This window comes from Streptococcus oralis subsp. tigurinus (genome assembly GCF_002096275.1).
GTDB classification, from domain to species: domain Bacteria; phylum Bacillota; class Bacilli; order Lactobacillales; family Streptococcaceae; genus Streptococcus; species Streptococcus oralis_CN.
The window spans coordinates 102981-120142 of the sequence record NZ_NCUG01000018.1; the positions used below are offsets into that span (position 1 = coordinate 102981).

A 17162-nucleotide genomic window follows, 5' to 3' on the forward strand; every position below is an offset into this window, starting at 1 on the left:
AACATGGAACAAGAAGTAGTTGAGCAAGAACAGGAAAAATTTGAAATAAACATTAGCAAACATGATTTCGATGAAGCGAAAGAGCATCTGAAAGAGTTTGCTGAACAAAGTCAAGATGAACTGTATTTTGATAAAGTTAGAACTCACGATGATTTCTTCGGTTTTGAGTTTGCTGAACATGGAGTGACGGGAAACGAGTTTAATACGTTAGTTGAACAAACTCAAAATTACATTTCAAAATTTTATGATAATCAACAAACACTTATTGAAGAATTTGGTCAAGTTTATAAAGCTTTAGAAGCGTTGGATAAAGATTATATTCAAGCTATTCTTTCTTCTGTAGCTGCCATCGAACATAACAACAAAAAAATTCTGAAAGAGCAGGCTCGTATTGATAAAACCATAGAGAAACAAAAATTAACTTTAGAAGCTCTTAAGCAGTTTAAAGAGAAATTTAACGAAGAAAAAAGTAAAAATTCTATCGTTGAACATGAGGAACGACTTTCTACACTAGATGATAGAATTGTCAACTTAGAGGGTACTGTTAGTCAGCTTCCTTTGGAGCCTGTCTCGCATACTTCTGAAATTGAAGAACTCAGAAGAGAGTTGAAAGAAAGTAAGCAACGAATTGAACTTATTTCTAATCGACTACTTACAGTTTTTATCATATCTGGGGTATCTATTGGAATGCTAATTATTGCTTTACTTTTTATGTTTTTGAGGTAGATTATGACTATATCCCGTGATAAACTAATTGAGAGTGCCAAAAAATTGGATCGACAACTGGGTGACGAGTCGGCTTTTTTCACAAAAGTGAATGAGATTATAATTGATCATTCTGACACAAATAAAGTAGCTGATCTATATAAATCTATATATTTATTTCAAAAAGAGAATAAAAAAAGTAAGATAAGTCCAACGCTAAAAGAATTATCTGATAATTTAGCTTGTTATTTAGGTTACTCTTATCTTTTTGAAATACTAGGGAAGGAGTTAGGAAAACGTAACAACTCTTCTCTGGATGAATTGATGAATGAATTAAATCAATTAGTTGGTTTACAAAAAGTTAAAGAGGAAGTTTCTAGGTTAGTTATATATCAAAAAATTCAGTCCAAAAGAAAAGAGTCTGGACTAAAAGTCCCAAAAAGGACATTGCATATGGCATTTATGGGTAATCCTGGTACTGGGAAGACGACAGTAGCTAGAATTGTAGGTCGAATGTATTATCAATTAGGACTTCTTTCAAAGGGGCATTTTATAGAAGTCTCCAGAACGGATTTAATCGCAGGTTATCAAGGTCAAACTGCTTTAAAAGTAAAAAGTGTTATTGAAAAAGCAAAAGGTGGCGTTTTATTCATAGATGAAGCTTATAGTATTACAGAAAATGACAATACTGATTCATATGGACGAGAATGTTTAACAGAATTGACAAAGGCATTAGAGGATTCAAGAGATGATCTAATTGTTATTGTTGCAGGATATACTGATCCAATGAATCATTTCTTTGAATCGAATCCTGGTCTGAAGTCTCGCTTTAATTATTTTATAAATTTTGAAAATTATTCTTCTACAGAATTGTTAGATATTCTTGAAACACTAGCAAGGAAAGACGACTACCAGATTGACGACAAGCTAAAAGAAATATTATTAAATTATTTTAATGATAAGTTAGAAAGTAATCTCACCAATTTTTCTAACGGTCGTTTCGTTCGAAATCTTTATGAAGATTTAATAATGAATCAAGCTGTTCGAATTGATAAAAGTGAGAGCGTATCCTCAAAAGAGTTAACCTTGTTGATAAAAGACGATTTTTCTTTAGAAGAAAACCGTTCTGCTTATATAGAAATATAATTAATTGAAAGAATACATTATCAAATCGTAGCTAAATGTTTTATTGGTTGATACATAATCAATACCGAACCTTAACCCTTGCATCCGCAAGGGTTTTCTTCTTGTATTTCATTTGTGGTAAAATATTGATAGCAAAATTGCTTGATATTCCTCAATCTTACAAAAATGTAAGATTAAAGTCTCTTTTGTAAGGTTAGGTTATGGCAGGCCGCCTTTTTTTGCGATAAACTAGACTCATAAAGAACAAAGGAGCAAAACCATGAAAAGAATCTTACAAAAGAAAACAAGAAAACCAAGTCAAAAAGATATCGAGCGTGTTCAACTGGGATGCGCTATGATGCAAGCACAGTTTCAATTGATGGGATATTAAGAAGGAGAAAATCATGACACTTTTAGATGTAAAACACGTTCAAAAAATCTACAAAACACGTTTCCAAGGCAACCAAGTAGAGGCCCTCAAGGACATTCACTTTACAGTGGAAAAGGGTGACTACGTTGCCATCATGGGAGAGTCTGGTTCTGGGAAATCAACCCTGCTCAACATCCTAGCTATGCTGGACAAACCAACTCGTGGTCAAGTTTACTTGAACGGAATAGACACAGCCACTATTAAGAATTCACAGGCTTCGAGTTTCCGTCGTGAGAAGTTAGGCTTCGTCTTCCAAGACTTTAACCTGCTAGATACCCTGTCTGTTAAGGACAATATCTTGCTTCCGCTAGTATTATCACGAAAACCCATCACGGATATGATGAAGAAATTGGTAGTGACAGCTGAAAATTTGGGCATCAACCAATTGCAAGAGAAGTACCCTTACGAGATCTCTGGTGGGCAAAAACAGCGGGTTGCAGTAGCACGCGCCATCATTACCGAGCCTGAAATTCTCCTTGCGGATGAGCCAACTGGGGCACTTGACTCCAAGTCATCTGCAGCTCTTCTAGATGTTTTTGATGAAATCAATGAGCGCGGGCAAACCATTCTCATGGTGACCCACTCAACCGCAGCAGCCAGCAGGGCCAAGCGTGTTCTCTTTATCAAGGACGGGATCCTCTACAACCAAATCTACCGTGGAGACAAGACCGAACGTCAGATGTTCCAAGAAATCTCTGATACCTTGACTGTTATGGCAAGCGAGGTGAATTAGTATGTTTCGATTGACCAATAAGTTAGCGGTTTCGAACTTAATCAAAAACCGCAAACTCTACTATCCCTTTGCTTTAGCTGTTCTCTTAGCAGTGACCATCACCTATCTCTTTTACTCACTGTCACTTAATCCTAACATTGGCAAGATCCGAGGGGGAGAAACTATCTCTATGACCCTCGCTCTCGGTATGGTGGTTGTTACCATCGCTTCTGGAATTATTGTCCTTTATGCCAATAGTTTTGTCATGAAGAACCGCTCCAAAGAGCTGGGTATATATGGTATGCTGGGTCTTGAAAAGCGCCATTTGATCAGTATGGTTTTTAAGGAGCTTCTTATTTTTGGTTCCTTAACGCTGACAGCTGGTCTCGGCCTAGGAGCTCTCTTTGATAAGCTAATCTTTGCCCTTCTTCTGAAGTTGATGAAAATGAAGGTGGAGCTCGTTTCGACTTTCCAACCAATTGTCTTTATACTAGTTCTCATCGTTTTTGGAGCTATTTTCCTAGGTTTGGTTTTTATCAATGCCTTTCGCATAGCCCGCATGAATGCCCTTCAGCTCTCTCGTGAAAAAGCCAGTGGTGAGAAAAAAGGACGTTTCTTAGGCCTTCAAACCATTCTAGGTTTGATTAGTATGGGAGCTGGCTATTTCCTAGCTGTTACCGTTGAAAATCCACTTAATGCTGTGCTGATTTTCTTTGTAGCGGTCTTACTGGTAATCTTTGGTACCTATCTCTTGTTCAATGCAGGGATTACAGTTTTCCTACAAATCTTGAAGAAAAACAAGCGTTACTATTACCAACCTAACAACATGATTTCCGTATCCAATCTCATCTTTCGTATGAAGAAAAATGCGGTTGGTCTGGCGACGATTGCTATTCTCTCAACCATGGTCTTGGTGACTATGTCTGCTACAACGAGCGTCTTCAAGGCTTCAGAAACTTTCAAGAAAGTCATGAATCCACATGATTTTGGAATTACAGGACAGAATGTTGAAAAAGAAGACATAAATAAACTCCTAGACCAGTATGCTAGTGATAAGGGATTGACTGTTACAAAGAAAGAAGTCCTTACATACAGTAACTTTGGTGTAGCAAATCAAGAAGGTACGAAATTAACCATTTTTGAGAAAGGTCAAAATCGTGTTCAACCGAAAACTATTTTTATGGTCTTTGATCAAAAAGACTACGAGAATATGACGGGGCAAAAACTTGCACTTTCAGGTAAGGAAGTCGGATTGTTTACTAAAAACAAAGAACTTCAAGGACAGAAAGAACTGACTCTAAATGACCAGACCTATACAATAAAGGAAGAAATCAAAAAAGATTTTATTCTTGAACATGTCCCAAATCAGTACAATATTCTAACTTCGGACTATAACTATCTGGTTGTTCCTGACTTGAAAGCCTTTCTTGACCAGTATCCTAATTCTTCCATCTTTAATCAATACTATGGTGGTATGAATGTAACGGCTAGCGAGGACGAGCAGCTTAAAATTGCAGATGACTATTCAAAATTCGTCAACAACTTTAATAGAGAATTAAACAAAGAAGGAAGCTATGTTTACGGAAGCAATCTGGCTGATAGTAGTGCGCAGATGAGTGCTCTCTTTGGTGGGGTCTTCTTTATCGGTATTTTCCTCTCTATCATCTTTATGGTGGGAACTGTTCTTGTCATCTACTACAAACAAATCTCTGAAGGCTATGAAGACCGTGAACGCTTCATCATTTTGCAAAAAGTCGGTCTCGATCAAAAGCAAATCAAGCAAACCATTAATAAACAGGTCCTAACTGTTTTCTTCCTCCCATTGCTCTTTGCTTTCCTACACCTTGCCTTTGCCTATCATATGCTTAGCCTCATCCTAAAAGTCATTGGGGTACTAGATGCAACCATGATGTTGACTGTCACTTTGTCGATTTGTGCCATCTTCCTCATCGTCTATGTTTTAATCTTTATGATTACCTCAAGAAGCTATCGCAAGATTGTGCAAATGTAAAAAAGATACCTCGATATTTATCGAGGTATTTCTTTTATCTTAGATACTAAAGAGTTGTCCTAAGAGGAAGGTTACTCCCATGGTGAGAAGTCCGATACAGAGGTTACGGATCATAGCAGTTTTCGTAGGAGCTTTTCCTAATTTAGCACTGGTATAGCCAGTGACGAGAAGGGAAAGGGCCACGATAAAAACAGTAGCAGGAATGCGATAGTCACTTGGAAAGACAGTGATCGAAAGCATAGGAGGAAGACTTCCCAGTACAAAGGCGATAAAGCTAGAAATAGCAGCATGCCAAGGATTGGTAAACTCTTCGTACTCAATTCCATACTTTTCTTCTACCAAGGCTTTGAGTGGATTTTTTAAAAAGGCCTTGTTGGTCAAGAGTTGGGCTGACGTTTCACACTCACCATTTTGAAGGTAAGCAGCATAGAGGGATTGTTTTGCAGATTCGATGTCTTTATCCAAGAGCAACTGTTCTCTGGCAACAGCGGCTTCTTCCGTGTCTTTCTGAGTGGATACAGAGACATATTCGCCACCGGCCATTGAAAAAGCACCAGCAAGGATAGCGGCTAAACCTGATAAAAAGATAATCCAGATATTGCTTGTCGCACTGGCAACACCGATAACGACTCCAGCGATGGAAATAATTCCATCATTGGCACCGAGAACACCCGCGCGCAGGATATTGAGTCGTCCTGCAAAGTTTGCATCAATTTCGTGTTTTATTTCTGTCATAGTCATCTCCTTTCTCTCCATTATAGAGAAAAGAGAAGGGGAATACAAACTTTTTAAACTATCTGAAAAAAGTTCTACGATTCTAATTTTTAGGCCTTTTGAAGTTTCTCCGAAAAAGTAGTGCTATCCTACTGTACTGGACCTTTTTAAACTTATCTATGGTATAATAGAAGGTAGATTTATCAATTGGAGTATGAAGGATTTTATGATTAAACTTGTAGCAACCGATATGGATGGAACCTTTCTAGATGGAGAGGGGCGGTTCGATATGGAACGCCTCAAAAATTTGCTTGTTTCCTACAAGGAAAGGGGAATTTATTTTGCTGTGGCTTCAGGTCGTGGTATTCTGTCCCTGAAAAAGTTGTTTGCGGATGTGCGTGATGAAGTGATTTTTATAGCTGAAAATGGGAGTTATGTTGAGTTTCATGGTGAGGATATGTACGAGGCTACTATGTCTCGGGACTTTTACTTGAGCACTTTTGAAGCTTTAAAGAAATCGCCCTATTTTGATGAAAGAAAAATGCTCTTGACTGGGAAAAAAGCTTGTTATGTATTGGATACAGTGGATGAGATCTATCTCATGTTTAGCCGTCACTACAATGAAAACATTCAAAAAGTAGCGAGTTTGGAAGATATCACGGATGAGATTTTTAAATTTACCACGAACTTTACTGAAGAAACGATAGAGGCTGGAGAGTCCTGGGTCAACGAAAATGTTCCTGGTGTGAAAGCCATGACAACTGGTTTTGAATCCATTGATATTGTCTTGGACTACGTTGATAAGGGTGTGGCTGTTGTTGAGTTATCCAAAAAACTTGGTCTAACCATGGATCAGGTTATGGCGTTTGGAGATAATCTCAATGACCTTCACATGATGCAGGTTGTGGGACACCCAATCGCTCCTGAAAATGCGCGACCAGAGATTTTAGAATTAGCAGAAGCAGTGATTGGCCACCATAAGGACCAGTCAGTGATGGCTTATATGGAGGGCTTATAATGGCAGATATTAAATTGATTGCACTTGATTTGGACGGTACTTTGCTGACAACGGATAAAAAGCTGACAGATCGTACCAAGGCGGTCCTCAAAGCTGCGCGTGACCGTGGCATCAAGGTCGTACTGACAACGGGGCGTCCTCTGAAGGCTATGGATTTCTTTCTCCATGAGCTAGGGACTGACGGTCAGGAGGATGAGTACACCATCACCTTTAATGGTGGTCTGGTACAGAAAAATACAGGAGAGATTCTCGATAAAACGGTTTTTTCAATCGACGATGTGGCACGCTTGTACGAGGAAACTGAAAAACTCGGACTACCGTTAGATGCTATTTCAGAAGGAACAGTCTATCAAATCCAGTCGGATCAAGAAAGTCTCTATGCCAAGTTCAACCCAGCCCTGACTTTTGTGCCTGTCGCTTTTGAAGATTTATCTAGTCAGATGACATATAATAAATGTGTGACTGCCTTTGCCAAAGAACCTTTGGATGCAGCGATTCAACAGATTTCTCCAGAATTGTTTGACCAATATGAAATCTTCAAATCGCGTGAACTCTTATTGGAATGGTCACCGAAAAACGTCCACAAGGCAACAGGTTTAGCGAAATTAATTAAACACTTAGGAATCAATCAAAGTCAAGTCATGGCTTGTGGGGACGAGGCCAATGACCTTTCCATGATTGAGTGGGCTGGTCTGGGAGTTGCCATGCAAAATGCAGTTCCAGCAGTTAAGGCAGTTGCCAATGTGATTACCCCGATGACCAACGACGAGGAAGCCGTTGCCTGGGCTATCGAGGAATACGTGTTAAAGGAGGACTAGAATATGGGATTATTTGACCGTCTATTCGGAAAAAAAGAAGAGCCGAAAATTGAAGATGTTGTAAAAGAAGCTCTGGAAAATCTTGATTTGTCAGAAGAGGTTGAAGAAACCAAAACAGCAGTCGAGGAAACAAGCCAAGAAGAGACAGAAACGGACAAAGTGGAAGAAACTCTTGCTCGAGAAGAACTTCCTCAGGTCACGACAGATGAGGTCATTGAACCAGAATTGGTTGAGGAAACAGACCAAGAAGAGCCTGAGCTAGAAGCTGATGAATTGGAGCGAATCCAAGAGACAGAAGAAGCTCTAGAAGAAGAGAACCAAGAGACAGAAGAAGAGCTAGCGTCTGAAGTTGTAGAAGAAAAACTTCCTCAGGTTGAAGAAACCGTGCAGGAAAAATATGACCGCAGTCTTAAGAAAACCCGTACGGGATTCGGAGCACGCTTGAATGCCTTCTTTGCTAACTTCCGTTCTGTCGATGAAGAATTCTTCGAGGAATTGGAAGAACTGCTCATCATGAGCGATGTCGGTGTGCAGGTTGCTTCAAACTTAACAGAAGAACTACGCTATGAAGCTAAACTCGAAAACGCTAAGAAGCCTGAGGCACTTCGTCGTGTCATTATCGAGAAATTGGTTGAACTCTATGAGAAGGATGGCAACTACGATGAACAAATCCATTTCCAAGATGGTTTGACAGTCATGCTCTTTGTCGGAGTCAATGGTGTTGGGAAAACAACTTCTATCGGGAAATTAGCTCATCGTTACAAACAAGCTGGCAAGAAAGTCATGCTGGTTGCTGCGGATACCTTCCGTGCTGGAGCCGTTGCCCAGTTAGCAGAATGGGGCCGCCGTGTGGATGTTCCTGTTGTGACAGGGCCTGAAAAGGCTGATCCAGCAAGTGTTGTCTTTGATGGGATGGAACGCGCTGTAGCTGAAGGAATTGATATTCTCATGATTGATACAGCAGGCCGTCTGCAAAACAAGGACAACCTCATGGCTGAGTTGGAAAAAATTGGTCGTATTATCAAACGTGTCGTGCCAGAAGCACCCCATGAAACCTTCCTGGCACTCGATGCTTCAACTGGACAGAATGCCCTAGTACAAGCTAAGGAATTTTCTAAGATAACACCATTGACAGGAATTGTTTTGACAAAAATTGACGGTACTGCCCGAGGTGGTGTTGTTCTGGCTATCCGCGAAGAACTTAATATCCCTGTAAAATTGATTGGTTTCGGTGAAAAAATCGATGATATCGGGGAATTTAACTCAGAAAACTTTATGAAGGGTCTCTTAGAAGGCTTGATTTAATACAAAATAAAAATCCTGCAAGATTGACTTGCAGGATATTTTTGCTATTCTAAACGGCCATCTTCACGATAGGCGATATCTGGTTGCCAGGTCCATTTGGCTCCATACTTCTCAAGTAAGTCAAAGCTAGCTTGCGGCCCCATACTTCCGGCTTTATAGTCATGAAGTGGGGCACCATTTTCAGCCCAGAGCTCTTCGATACGATCAATCAATTTCCAAGAAGCACTTACCTCATCCCAGTGGCTAAAGTTGGTAGAGTTGTTGTTCAAAACATCGTAGATTAATTTCTCGTAAGGATCTGGTGAGGCCCCAGTAGCAGTAGCATCTGTACGGTAATCCAGAGAGCTTGGTGCCAGGTTAAATTCCTCACCGACTTGTTTACCATTGAGGCTGAGAGAGAATCCTTCAGTTGGTTGGATATAGATGGTCAAGATATTTGGAGCCAATGGTTCTCCGAAGATAGAGTCCATTTGCTTAAAGACGATATTGACATGAGTGCCTTTTTCCGTCAGGCGTTTCCCTGTACGGAAGAAGAAGGGAACACCACGGAAGCGATCACTGTCTACAAAGAAGGCGCCAGATGCAAAGGTTTCTGTTGTAGATTCTGGGTCGACATTTGGTTCGCTACGGTAGGAAATGTATTTCTTACCATCAATCTTTCCAGAACGGTATTGACCACGGATAAAGTGTTCTTTCAATTCTTCCTCAGTTGGATGATAGAGGTTTTTAAAGACTTTTATCTTTTCAGCACGAATCTCATCCTTTGTAAAACTTGCAGGCTTGTCCATAGCAAGGAGTGACAAAAGCTGAAGTGTGTGGTTTTGAACCATGTCTCGAAGGGCACCAGATTGATCATAGTAGCCACCGCGTTCTTCAACACCCAAACGTTCCGCAAAGGTAATCTGAATATTATCGATGTGTTCACGGTTCCAAACATTCTCAAAGATCATGTTGGCAAAACGAACAGCAAAGATACTCTGAATCATCTCTTTACCTAGGTAATGGTCAATACGGTAGATTTGCTCTTCATCAAAGGCCGCAAGGAGATCTTCATTGAGTTTGCTAGCTGTTTCGTAGTCTGTACCAAATGGTTTCTCAACGATCAAGCGCTCAAAACCTTTGCCATCAACAATGTTTTCAGATTTGAGGTGCTTGGCAATAGTTCCAAAGAACTGAGGTGCCATAGACAAGAAGAAGAGCTTGTTGTGTTCAGCTTGGTATTTTTCATTGAGCTCAGCTTGTAATTGGCGCAAAGCAATGTAATGTTCCGTATCATTCACATCATGGCTTTGATAGTAGAAGTGGCTAGCAAATTCCTGGGCTTGCTCGGTACTATCTGCCAAATCAAGGATGGACTCGACAACTACAGATTCAAAATATTCCTTACTCCAAGGTCTACGAGCTGTTCCGATAACTGCAAAATGTTCAGAGAGATTGCCTGATTTATAGAGTCTGAAAAGGGAAGGGTAGAGTTTGCGTTTAGCTAAATCTCCACTCGCACCGAAAATTGTAACAATAACCTTTGATGACATCTAGCTACCTAATTTCTATATTTTTTCCTAGTTGGACTAGGGATGAGATTTCCTCATTGTCATAGCTTTTATTTTATCATAATTTTCAAAAAAATCAAAAATCCAATACGCAATTAAAAAAGTGTAAGGAGAACCTCACACTTTCGTTTTATACGTTTAAGACCTTGTCCAAAAATTCTTTTAGACGAGGGTGTTGTGGGTTATCAAAGATTTGATCTGGTGTCCCATCTTCCAGGAATTCACCATCAGCCGTAAAGATAACACGGTTAGCCACCTGACGAGCAAATCCCATCTCGTGGGTTACAATGATCATGGTCATGCCTTGCTCTGCTAATTCCTTCATAACATTCAGTACATCTCCGACCATCTCAGGGTCAAGAGCGGAAGTTGGCTCATCAAAGAGCATGATATCAGGATTCATGGCAAGTCCACGAGCGATAGCTACACGTTGTTTCTGACCACCTGAAAGACTATCTGGATTGGCATTAGCTTTATCTGCTAGTCCAACCTTTTCAAGCAACTCCATCCCCAATTTCTCAGCTTCTTCTTTGGTCATTCGTTTGTGTTCAATAGGAGCAAAAGTGATATTCTCTAGAACGGACATGTGAGGGAAGAGGTTGAAATGTTGGAAAACCATTCCCACGTTCTCACGAACATGGTCGACATTGGTTGATTTGTCAGTCAAATCATAACCATTCACAGTGATGTGACCACTCGTTACCTCCTCGAGAAGGTTAAGGCTACGGAGGAAAGTGGATTTACCAGAACCCGAAGGACCGATGATACAGACAACATCTCCTTCATAGAATTTAGTAGTAATGCCTTTTAAAACTTCATTTTTTCCATAATACTTATGCAAATCATTTACATCAATTTTTAGTTTTGCCATTAACGAATCCTCTTTTCTAAGCGTTTCGCTAGTCTAGTCAAAAGCGTGATAATTACAAGATAGAAGATAGCAAGGATTGCATACATCTTGAAACTTTGGTAGTTACGGGCGATGATGATCTTACCAGTTTGGAAAAGTTCCACCAAACCGATAGCAGATACGATGGTTGTATCTTTAAGAGCGATAACGAATTGGTTGACAAAGTTTGGCAACATCAATTTAGTCGCTTGTGGCAAGATAATCTTACGCATGGTTTTTCCATAAGAGATACCAAGACTGCGGCTGGCTTCCATTTGCCCAACTGGAACAGCTTGAATCCCACCACGAACGATTTCAGCGATATAAGCTGCCGCATTAAGTGAGAGGGCAATAGTACCAGCTACAAAGTCATTGATTGGACTTTGTTGGCCTGTAATGGACTCGATGAAGTTTGGAATACCCCAGAAGATGAAGGCAGCAAGAATCATCAATGGAATACCACGAATAACGTCAACGAAAATCTCAGAGATCAGACGAAGAGATTTGTATGGGCTAACGCTAAACATACCAAAGATAATACCAATTACAATGGCAATTGCAAATGAAATAAGCGCAAGGGCAAGAGTGATTCCAAGTCCACTGAGAAGTTGTTTGTAGTTGTTTTGAAGCAAGCCCCAGATAGTTGTTTCGTCAACCGTACTTGTTGAGTCAGTTGAAGTTTCGCTAGCTAGATACTTGTCAAGAATTTTTTGGAATTCTCCGTTAGCTTTGAGGTTCGCAAGTCCGTTATTGAACATCTGGATCAATTCAGGATTTGTGCCTTTTTTAACCGCAAAGGCTGTTTCACCGATTGGAGTTCCAGCAATTGGCGTTTTCAATTTTTGACCTTGGCTGATAGAATATTTGAGAACTGGCTCATCATCCATCACAGCATCAATAGATCCAGTGTTCAGACTGTCATACATAGAAGCGCCATCTGCAAAGGTTTTAATCTTATAGCCGTATTTGCTTTGGTTTTCAGTAAGGAAGGTTTGAGAAGCAGTTCCGTTTTTAACACCGACAGTTTTATCCTTGAGGTCTTCATAAGAAGCGATTGTGCTTGATTCTTTCACACCGAGAATCGTATTTGCTGTGTAGTATGATTCTGAGAAGTCAAATGTTTCCTTACGGGCATCTGTTACAGACATACCAGCAATGATACCATCTGCTTGTCCAGCTTGAACAGCACTAATGGCTGCGTCAAATCCTGGGTTGGTAATCTCAATTTCAAAACCTTGATCTTTGGCAATGGCCTTGATGAGGTCCATATCAATACCGGTGTATTGATTGCTTGAATTTTGAAAGACGAATGGGGCGAAAGATGAGTCGCTGGCAATAATGTACTTGCTTTTCACAGGAGTAGCTTTTTGTCCAGCAGCAGTAGTTATTGTTGGGCTTGCCGTAGTTTTAGAAGCCGTCCACTTTTGGATGATTTGCTCCAAGCTACCATCCTTCTTCATTTGTGCTAGGGCTTCGTTAAACTCGGTAACCAAGTGTTCATACTTGCTCCCTTTCTTGACACCAAAGGCAAAGCTTCCAACAGCCTCACCATCCATATTGATGCTGAGATCTTGTCCTTGGTTAATCGCATACTCAATAACAGGTTTGTCATCCATGATGGCATTTACAGCACCAGCACTTAGACTGTTATTCATCAAATCACTTGTATCAAAGGTTTTAATAGAGAAGCCGTACTTATCTTTGATACTTTCGAGGAAGCGTTGAGCGGCAGTTCCGTTCTTAACACCAACTGTTTTCCCGCTAAGTTCCTCATATTTGGTGATTTTATTTGCCTTTGTGGTAGCAATGACAACTTTTGTATCATAATAGGTATCAGACATGGTAAAGACATTTTCACGTTCTTTTGTTTTTGTCATACCTGCCATAATAGCATCTGCTTGACCTGACTGCACTGCATTTACAGCTGCATCAAAGCCAGGATAAGACATTTGGATATTCCATCCTTTGATTTCTGCGACTTTATTGATAATATCAACATCAATTCCTTTATAGGTTTGATCTGAATCTTTAAACTCAAAAGGTGCGTAAGCTGTATCAGACACAATCTTAACAGTATCAGCTTTTGCCATACCTAGTGAGAAAATGGGAAATAAAATGAGCAAACATGCTAGTATTTTTTTCTTCATTTTTAGTCTCCTTTTTCGAATATTTTTCCATTATACCAGAAAAAAGGTGAAAAGGCAAATTTTTATATTTTTGTGTCAGAAAATATAACATCTATGTTTTATTTTCCTTCTTGAATTGCTACTATAAAATGATATAATAATAGTATGTAATAGAAGAAATGAGGGCAGGAACATGAAGAATAAAAGAATATTTAAAGACTTCCAATCTTCCCAAATGAGTTTAAATATTTACACAAGTCCTTTGTTAGCCTTTGTTTTTGTCTTTATAGGAGAGTTTGTTGCATATACTTTGTATGGTATTAGCTTGTTAGCTCTCATCGGACTTGCTAGAAATTTTGGAGAGGCTGGTCAAAATCTTGCAACTTACTTGCAAACCTTGCAGCAGAGCTTGACGGATAAAACAAGTGACTTTCGTTTAATTTTAGCATTGCTGTCCTTTGGTTTTATTCTCAACACTGTGTTCAGATGGACTAAAAAAGTTGAGAAAAGATCTATTAGAACCTTGGGATTTTATAGAGAAAATTTCCTTAGCAGTCTTCTGAAAGGATTTGGCCTAGGTTTGGCACTTTTTCTTCTGACCTTGTTAGGTTTGATGGTCTTGGGGCAATATCGTTTGGAATCCATTCGCTTGAATCCTTATTCGCTTACTTTTGTCGTCTTTACTATCCCATTTTGGATTTTACAGGGGACAGCAGAAGAAGTGGTGTCCCGTGCTTGGCTTCTTCCACAATTGGCCTCAAGAACCAATCTAAAACTTGCTGTTGTCATATCTAGCATATTCTTTACCCTGCTTCATGTGGGAAATTCTGGTCTAACACCTCTATCTCTAGTGAATCTCTTCTTATTCGGAGTTGCCATGGCTCTTTACCTTCTCAAAACCGATACAGTTTGGGGTATTGCAGGTATTCATGGGGCTTGGAATTTTGCTCAGGGAAATCTTTTTGGCATTTTAGTTAGTGGTCAACCATCAGGAACGTCTCTGATGACCTTTTTACCACAAGGCAATCAAGGATGGTTATCAGGTGGTTCTTTTGGCATAGAAGGTTCTATCATGGCAAGTCTGGTATTGCTACTGCTGATTGTCTATCTCGCTTATCAATTAAAGAAAGAAAATGAAAGGATGTGACTTCGGTCCGTCCTTTTCTTCGTGAAAATGCTACAAGTATGCTAAAATAGGAATAGCACATGGAGAGAGGATTCTTATGATCAATCGGATTACAGACAATCAATTTAAACTAGTATCAAAATACGAACCTTCAGGAGATCAACCCCAGGCAATTGAGCAGTTGGTTGATAATATTGAAGGTGGAGAGAAAGCCCAAATTTTGATGGGGGCGACAGGTACTGGGAAGACTTATACCATGAGTCAGGTCATTTCCAAAGTCAATAAACCAACTTTGGTCATTGCCCACAACAAAACCCTAGCTGGTCAGCTCTATGGGGAATTTAAAGAATTTTTCCCTGAAAATGCTGTTGAGTATTTTGTATCTTACTATGATTATTACCAACCCGAGGCCTATGTCCCTTCTAGCGATACCTACATTGAAAAAGACAGTTCTGTTAATGATGAGATTGACAAGCTCCGCCACTCAGCGACTTCAGCCCTTCTGGAGCGTAATGATGTCATCGTTGTGGCTTCTGTCTCTTGTATTTATGGTTTAGGTTCACCCAAGGAATACGCTGATAGCGTCGTTAGTCTCCGTCCAGGCCTTGAGATTTCTCGTGATAAACTTCTGAATGACTTGGTTGATATCCAGTTTGAACGCAATGATATTGATTTCCAACGGGGAAGATTTCGCGTTCGTGGGGATGTAGTGGAGATTTTCCCAGCCTCTCGTGATGAGCATGCTTTTCGTGTTGAGTTTTTCGGAGATGAGATTGATCGTATTCGTGAAGTTGAAGCTTTAACTGGTCAAGTTCTCGGAGAAGTGGATCATTTGGCTATTTTCCCTGCGACTCACTTTGTGACCAATGATGACCATATGGAAGTAGCTATTGCCAAGATTGTGGCTGAGTTGGAGGAGCAGCTAGCTATCTTTGAGAAGGAAGGCAAACTGTTGGAAGCGCAACGCTTAAAACAACGAACAGAATACGATATTGAGATGCTCCGTGAGATGGGCTATACAAATGGTGTTGAAAATTACTCACGTCACATGGATGGACGGAGTGAAGGAGAGCCACCGTACACCCTTCTTGATTTCTTCCTAGATGATTTCCTGATTATGATTGATGAGAGCCACATGACCATGGGGCAAATCAAGGGCATGTACAATGGAGACCGTTCTCGTAAAGAAATGTTGGTGAATTATGGTTTCCGTTTGCCGTCTGCCCTAGACAATCGTCCCCTTCGTCGTGAAGAGTTTGAAAGTCATGTCCACCAGATTGTCTACGTTTCAGCGACACCTGGCGATTATGAGATGGAACAAACGGACACTGTGATTGAACAAATCATCCGTCCAACAGGTCTTTTGGATCCAGAAGTTGAAGTCCGTCCAACTATGGGACAGATTGATGACCTCCTGGGTGAGATCAATGCCCGTGTTGAAAAGAATGAGCGCACCTTTATCACTACCTTGACCAAGAAAATGGCGGAAGACTTGACCGACTATTTCAAAGAAATGGGGATTAAGGTCAAATATATGCACTCGGATATCAAGACCTTGGAGCGGACGGAGATTATCCGTGACCTGCGCTTGGGAGTCTTTGATGTCTTGGTTGGAATTAACCTCCTTCGTGAGGGGATTGACGTGCCAGAAGTTAGTCTAGTTGCTATTCTCGATGCCGATAAAGAAGGTTTCCTTCGTAACGAACGTGGACTGATTCAGACCATTGGTCGTGCTGCTCGTAATTGTGAAGGCCATGTGATTATGTATGCTGATACCATGACTCAGTCCATGCAAAAAGCCATTGATGAAACGGCTCGTCGCCGTAAAATCCAGATGGCTTATAATGAAGAACATGGCATTATTCCACAAACTATTAAGAAAGAAATCCGTGACCTGATTGCTGTAACCAAGGCAGTTGCTAAGGAGGAGGACAAGGAAGTCGATATCAACAGTCTCAACAAACAAGAGCGCAAAGAACTCGTCAAGAAACTGGAGAAACAAATGCAAGAAGCCGTCGAAGTGCTTGATTTTGAACTTGCCGCCCAGATTCGGGATATGATGTTGGAAGTCAAGGCGTTGGGATAGGGAAGGATAAAAATAAATGGATCTTACTATCAAACAGATGGAAACTCCTGAAGAGATAGAAGGAAAATCCCTCGTTCACTGGCAAACGTGGAGAGAGGCTTATGATGACCTTTTACCTGCAGAATTTCAGGAGACGATGACATTAGAAAGATGTCGATTCTTTAGTCAAAAATATCCAGAAAATACATTGATTGCGATGGACGGCATGAAGGTAGTTGGTTTTATCAGTTATGGAAACTTTCGTAATGAGACTATTCAAGCTGGTGAAATTATCGCCTTATATGTTTTAAAAGACTATTATGGAAAAGGTATTGCTCAGAAGTTAATGACGGAAGCTCTGACTACTCTTGAACATTTCTCTGAAATATTCTTATGGGTATTAAAAGAAAATAAGCGAGCCATTGCTTTTTATCAAAAAATGGGTTTTACTGTTGATGGCCAAGAAAAAATACTTGAACTTGGAAAGCCTATCATTGAAATTAGAATGGTATTTAAGAGTTCAACAAAATCAGAGAGTTAAATGCAAGGACAGTTGTGATTTGTTTTC

14 protein-coding genes are annotated in these 17162 nt (G+C 40.1%); 10 read left to right on the top strand and 4 right to left on the bottom strand.

What is annotated here, in order from left to right; all coding sequences use genetic code 11:
* Nucleotides 1-3: 3 nt before the first annotated feature.
* The 4 genes from B7725_RS05635 to B7725_RS05650 all read left to right on the top strand — a co-directional run bounded on the left by B7725_RS05635 (nucleotide 4) and on the right by B7725_RS05650 (nucleotide 4983).
* Nucleotides 4-726 carry a hypothetical protein gene (locus tag B7725_RS05635; protein ID WP_084875041.1) on the top strand — a complete coding sequence of 241 codons (723 nt, stop codon included), beginning with the start codon at nucleotides 4-6 and terminating at the stop codon, nucleotides 724-726.
* A 3-nt stretch (nucleotides 727-729) separates the two neighbouring features.
* Nucleotides 730-1851, top strand: coding sequence for an AAA family ATPase (locus B7725_RS05640; protein WP_084875043.1), 1122 nt, complete (start codon nucleotides 730-732; stop codon nucleotides 1849-1851).
* Between the two features lie 383 nt (nucleotides 1852-2234).
* Nucleotides 2235-2993: an ABC transporter ATP-binding protein gene (locus B7725_RS05645; RefSeq protein ID WP_084875044.1), complete on the top strand. Its 759-nt coding sequence runs from the start codon at nucleotides 2235-2237 to the stop codon at nucleotides 2991-2993.
* Nucleotide 2994: 1 nt separating this feature from the next.
* The gene (locus B7725_RS05650) at nucleotides 2995-4983 is read left to right on the top strand and encodes an ABC transporter permease (protein WP_084875046.1); all 1989 of its coding nucleotides are present in this window, start codon (nucleotides 2995-2997) and stop codon (nucleotides 4981-4983) included.
* A gap of 39 nt (nucleotides 4984-5022) precedes the next feature.
* Here the strand turns inward: B7725_RS05650 and B7725_RS05655 are convergent, their stop codons facing one another.
* A complete protein-coding gene (locus B7725_RS05655) occupies nucleotides 5023-5718 on the bottom strand; it encodes a VIT1/CCC1 transporter family protein (RefSeq protein ID WP_000136037.1) in 696 nt (231 codons plus the stop codon).
* 205 nt (nucleotides 5719-5923) lie between these two features.
* Between B7725_RS05655 and B7725_RS05660 the strand changes: the two genes are divergently transcribed.
* Genes B7725_RS05660 through ftsY form a run of 3 tightly spaced genes read left to right on the top strand, consistent with a single transcriptional unit; the run spans nucleotide 5924 to nucleotide 8838 of the window.
* The gene (locus B7725_RS05660) at nucleotides 5924-6715 is read left to right on the top strand and encodes a Cof-type HAD-IIB family hydrolase (RefSeq protein WP_025168510.1); all 792 of its coding nucleotides are present in this window, start codon (nucleotides 5924-5926) and stop codon (nucleotides 6713-6715) included.
* A complete protein-coding gene (locus B7725_RS05665) occupies nucleotides 6715-7533 on the top strand; it encodes a Cof-type HAD-IIB family hydrolase (protein ID WP_084875047.1) in 819 nt (272 codons plus the stop codon). Before B7725_RS05660 ends, B7725_RS05665 begins: the two co-directional genes overlap by 1 nt.
* A gap of 3 nt (nucleotides 7534-7536) precedes the next feature.
* The gene (ftsY, locus tag B7725_RS05670) at nucleotides 7537-8838 is read left to right on the top strand and encodes a signal recognition particle-docking protein FtsY (protein WP_000522294.1); all 1302 of its coding nucleotides are present in this window, start codon (nucleotides 7537-7539) and stop codon (nucleotides 8836-8838) included.
* Between the two features lie 44 nt (nucleotides 8839-8882).
* Here the strand turns inward: ftsY and zwf are convergent, their stop codons facing one another.
* The 3 genes from zwf to B7725_RS05685 form a co-directional block, all read right to left on the bottom strand.
* A complete protein-coding gene (gene zwf, locus B7725_RS05675; protein WP_084875049.1) occupies nucleotides 8883-10370 on the bottom strand; it encodes a glucose-6-phosphate dehydrogenase in 1488 nt (495 codons plus the stop codon).
* Between the two features lie 148 nt (nucleotides 10371-10518).
* Entirely contained in the window at nucleotides 10519-11259 is a 741-nt protein-coding gene (locus tag B7725_RS05680) for an amino acid ABC transporter ATP-binding protein (protein WP_007516801.1), read from the bottom strand.
* Nucleotides 11259-13424 (bottom strand): ABC transporter substrate-binding protein/permease, encoded by a 2166-nt coding sequence (locus tag B7725_RS05685; protein WP_084875051.1) that lies wholly within the window; start codon nucleotides 13422-13424, stop codon nucleotides 11259-11261. Before B7725_RS05685 ends, B7725_RS05680 begins: the two co-directional genes overlap by 1 nt.
* Nucleotides 13425-13596: 172 nt before the next feature.
* Here B7725_RS05685 and B7725_RS05690 point away from each other — a divergent pair, with 172 nt between their 5' ends.
* From B7725_RS05690 to B7725_RS05700, 3 genes are all read left to right on the top strand, one after another.
* A complete protein-coding gene (locus tag B7725_RS05690; protein ID WP_061598330.1) occupies nucleotides 13597-14550 on the top strand; it encodes a CPBP family intramembrane glutamic endopeptidase in 954 nt (317 codons plus the stop codon).
* 76 nt (nucleotides 14551-14626) lie between these two features.
* The gene (gene uvrB / locus B7725_RS05695) at nucleotides 14627-16615 is read left to right on the top strand and encodes an excinuclease ABC subunit UvrB (protein WP_084875053.1); all 1989 of its coding nucleotides are present in this window, start codon (nucleotides 14627-14629) and stop codon (nucleotides 16613-16615) included.
* Nucleotides 16616-16631: 16 nt separating this feature from the next.
* A complete protein-coding gene (locus B7725_RS05700) occupies nucleotides 16632-17135 on the top strand; it encodes a GNAT family N-acetyltransferase (protein ID WP_000366286.1) in 504 nt (167 codons plus the stop codon).
* The last annotated feature ends 27 nt before the right edge of the window (nucleotides 17136-17162 follow it).

Excerpts from the sequence above, each read along its gene's own strand:
- B7725_RS05650 (WP_084875046.1), top strand. The coding sequence starts at position 2,995 with ATGTTTCGATTGACCAATAAGTTAGCGGTTTCGAACTTAATCAAAAAC.
- B7725_RS05700 (WP_000366286.1), top strand. The coding sequence starts at position 16,632 with ATGGATCTTACTATCAAACAGATGGAAACTCCTGAAGAGATAGAAGGA.
- B7725_RS05685 (WP_084875051.1), bottom strand. The coding sequence starts at position 13,424 with ATGAAGAAAAAAATACTAGCATGTTTGCTCATTTTATTTCCCATTTTC.
- zwf (WP_084875049.1), bottom strand. The coding sequence starts at position 10,370 with ATGTCATCAAAGGTTATTGTTACAATTTTCGGTGCGAGTGGAGATTTA.
- uvrB (WP_084875053.1), top strand. The coding sequence starts at position 14,627 with ATGATCAATCGGATTACAGACAATCAATTTAAACTAGTATCAAAATAC.
- B7725_RS05640 (WP_084875043.1), top strand. The coding sequence starts at position 730 with ATGACTATATCCCGTGATAAACTAATTGAGAGTGCCAAAAAATTGGAT.
- B7725_RS05680 (WP_007516801.1), bottom strand. The coding sequence starts at position 11,259 with ATGGCAAAACTAAAAATTGATGTAAATGATTTGCATAAGTATTATGGA.
- B7725_RS05645 (WP_084875044.1), top strand. The coding sequence starts at position 2,235 with ATGACACTTTTAGATGTAAAACACGTTCAAAAAATCTACAAAACACGT.
- B7725_RS05660 (WP_025168510.1), top strand. The coding sequence starts at position 5,924 with ATGATTAAACTTGTAGCAACCGATATGGATGGAACCTTTCTAGATGGA.
- B7725_RS05635 (WP_084875041.1), top strand. The coding sequence starts at position 4 with ATGGAACAAGAAGTAGTTGAGCAAGAACAGGAAAAATTTGAAATAAAC.
- B7725_RS05665 (WP_084875047.1), top strand. The coding sequence starts at position 6,715 with ATGGCAGATATTAAATTGATTGCACTTGATTTGGACGGTACTTTGCTG.
- ftsY (WP_000522294.1), top strand. The coding sequence starts at position 7,537 with ATGGGATTATTTGACCGTCTATTCGGAAAAAAAGAAGAGCCGAAAATT.
- B7725_RS05690 (WP_061598330.1), top strand. The coding sequence starts at position 13,597 with ATGAAGAATAAAAGAATATTTAAAGACTTCCAATCTTCCCAAATGAGT.
- B7725_RS05655 (WP_000136037.1), bottom strand. The coding sequence starts at position 5,718 with ATGACAGAAATAAAACACGAAATTGATGCAAACTTTGCAGGACGACTC.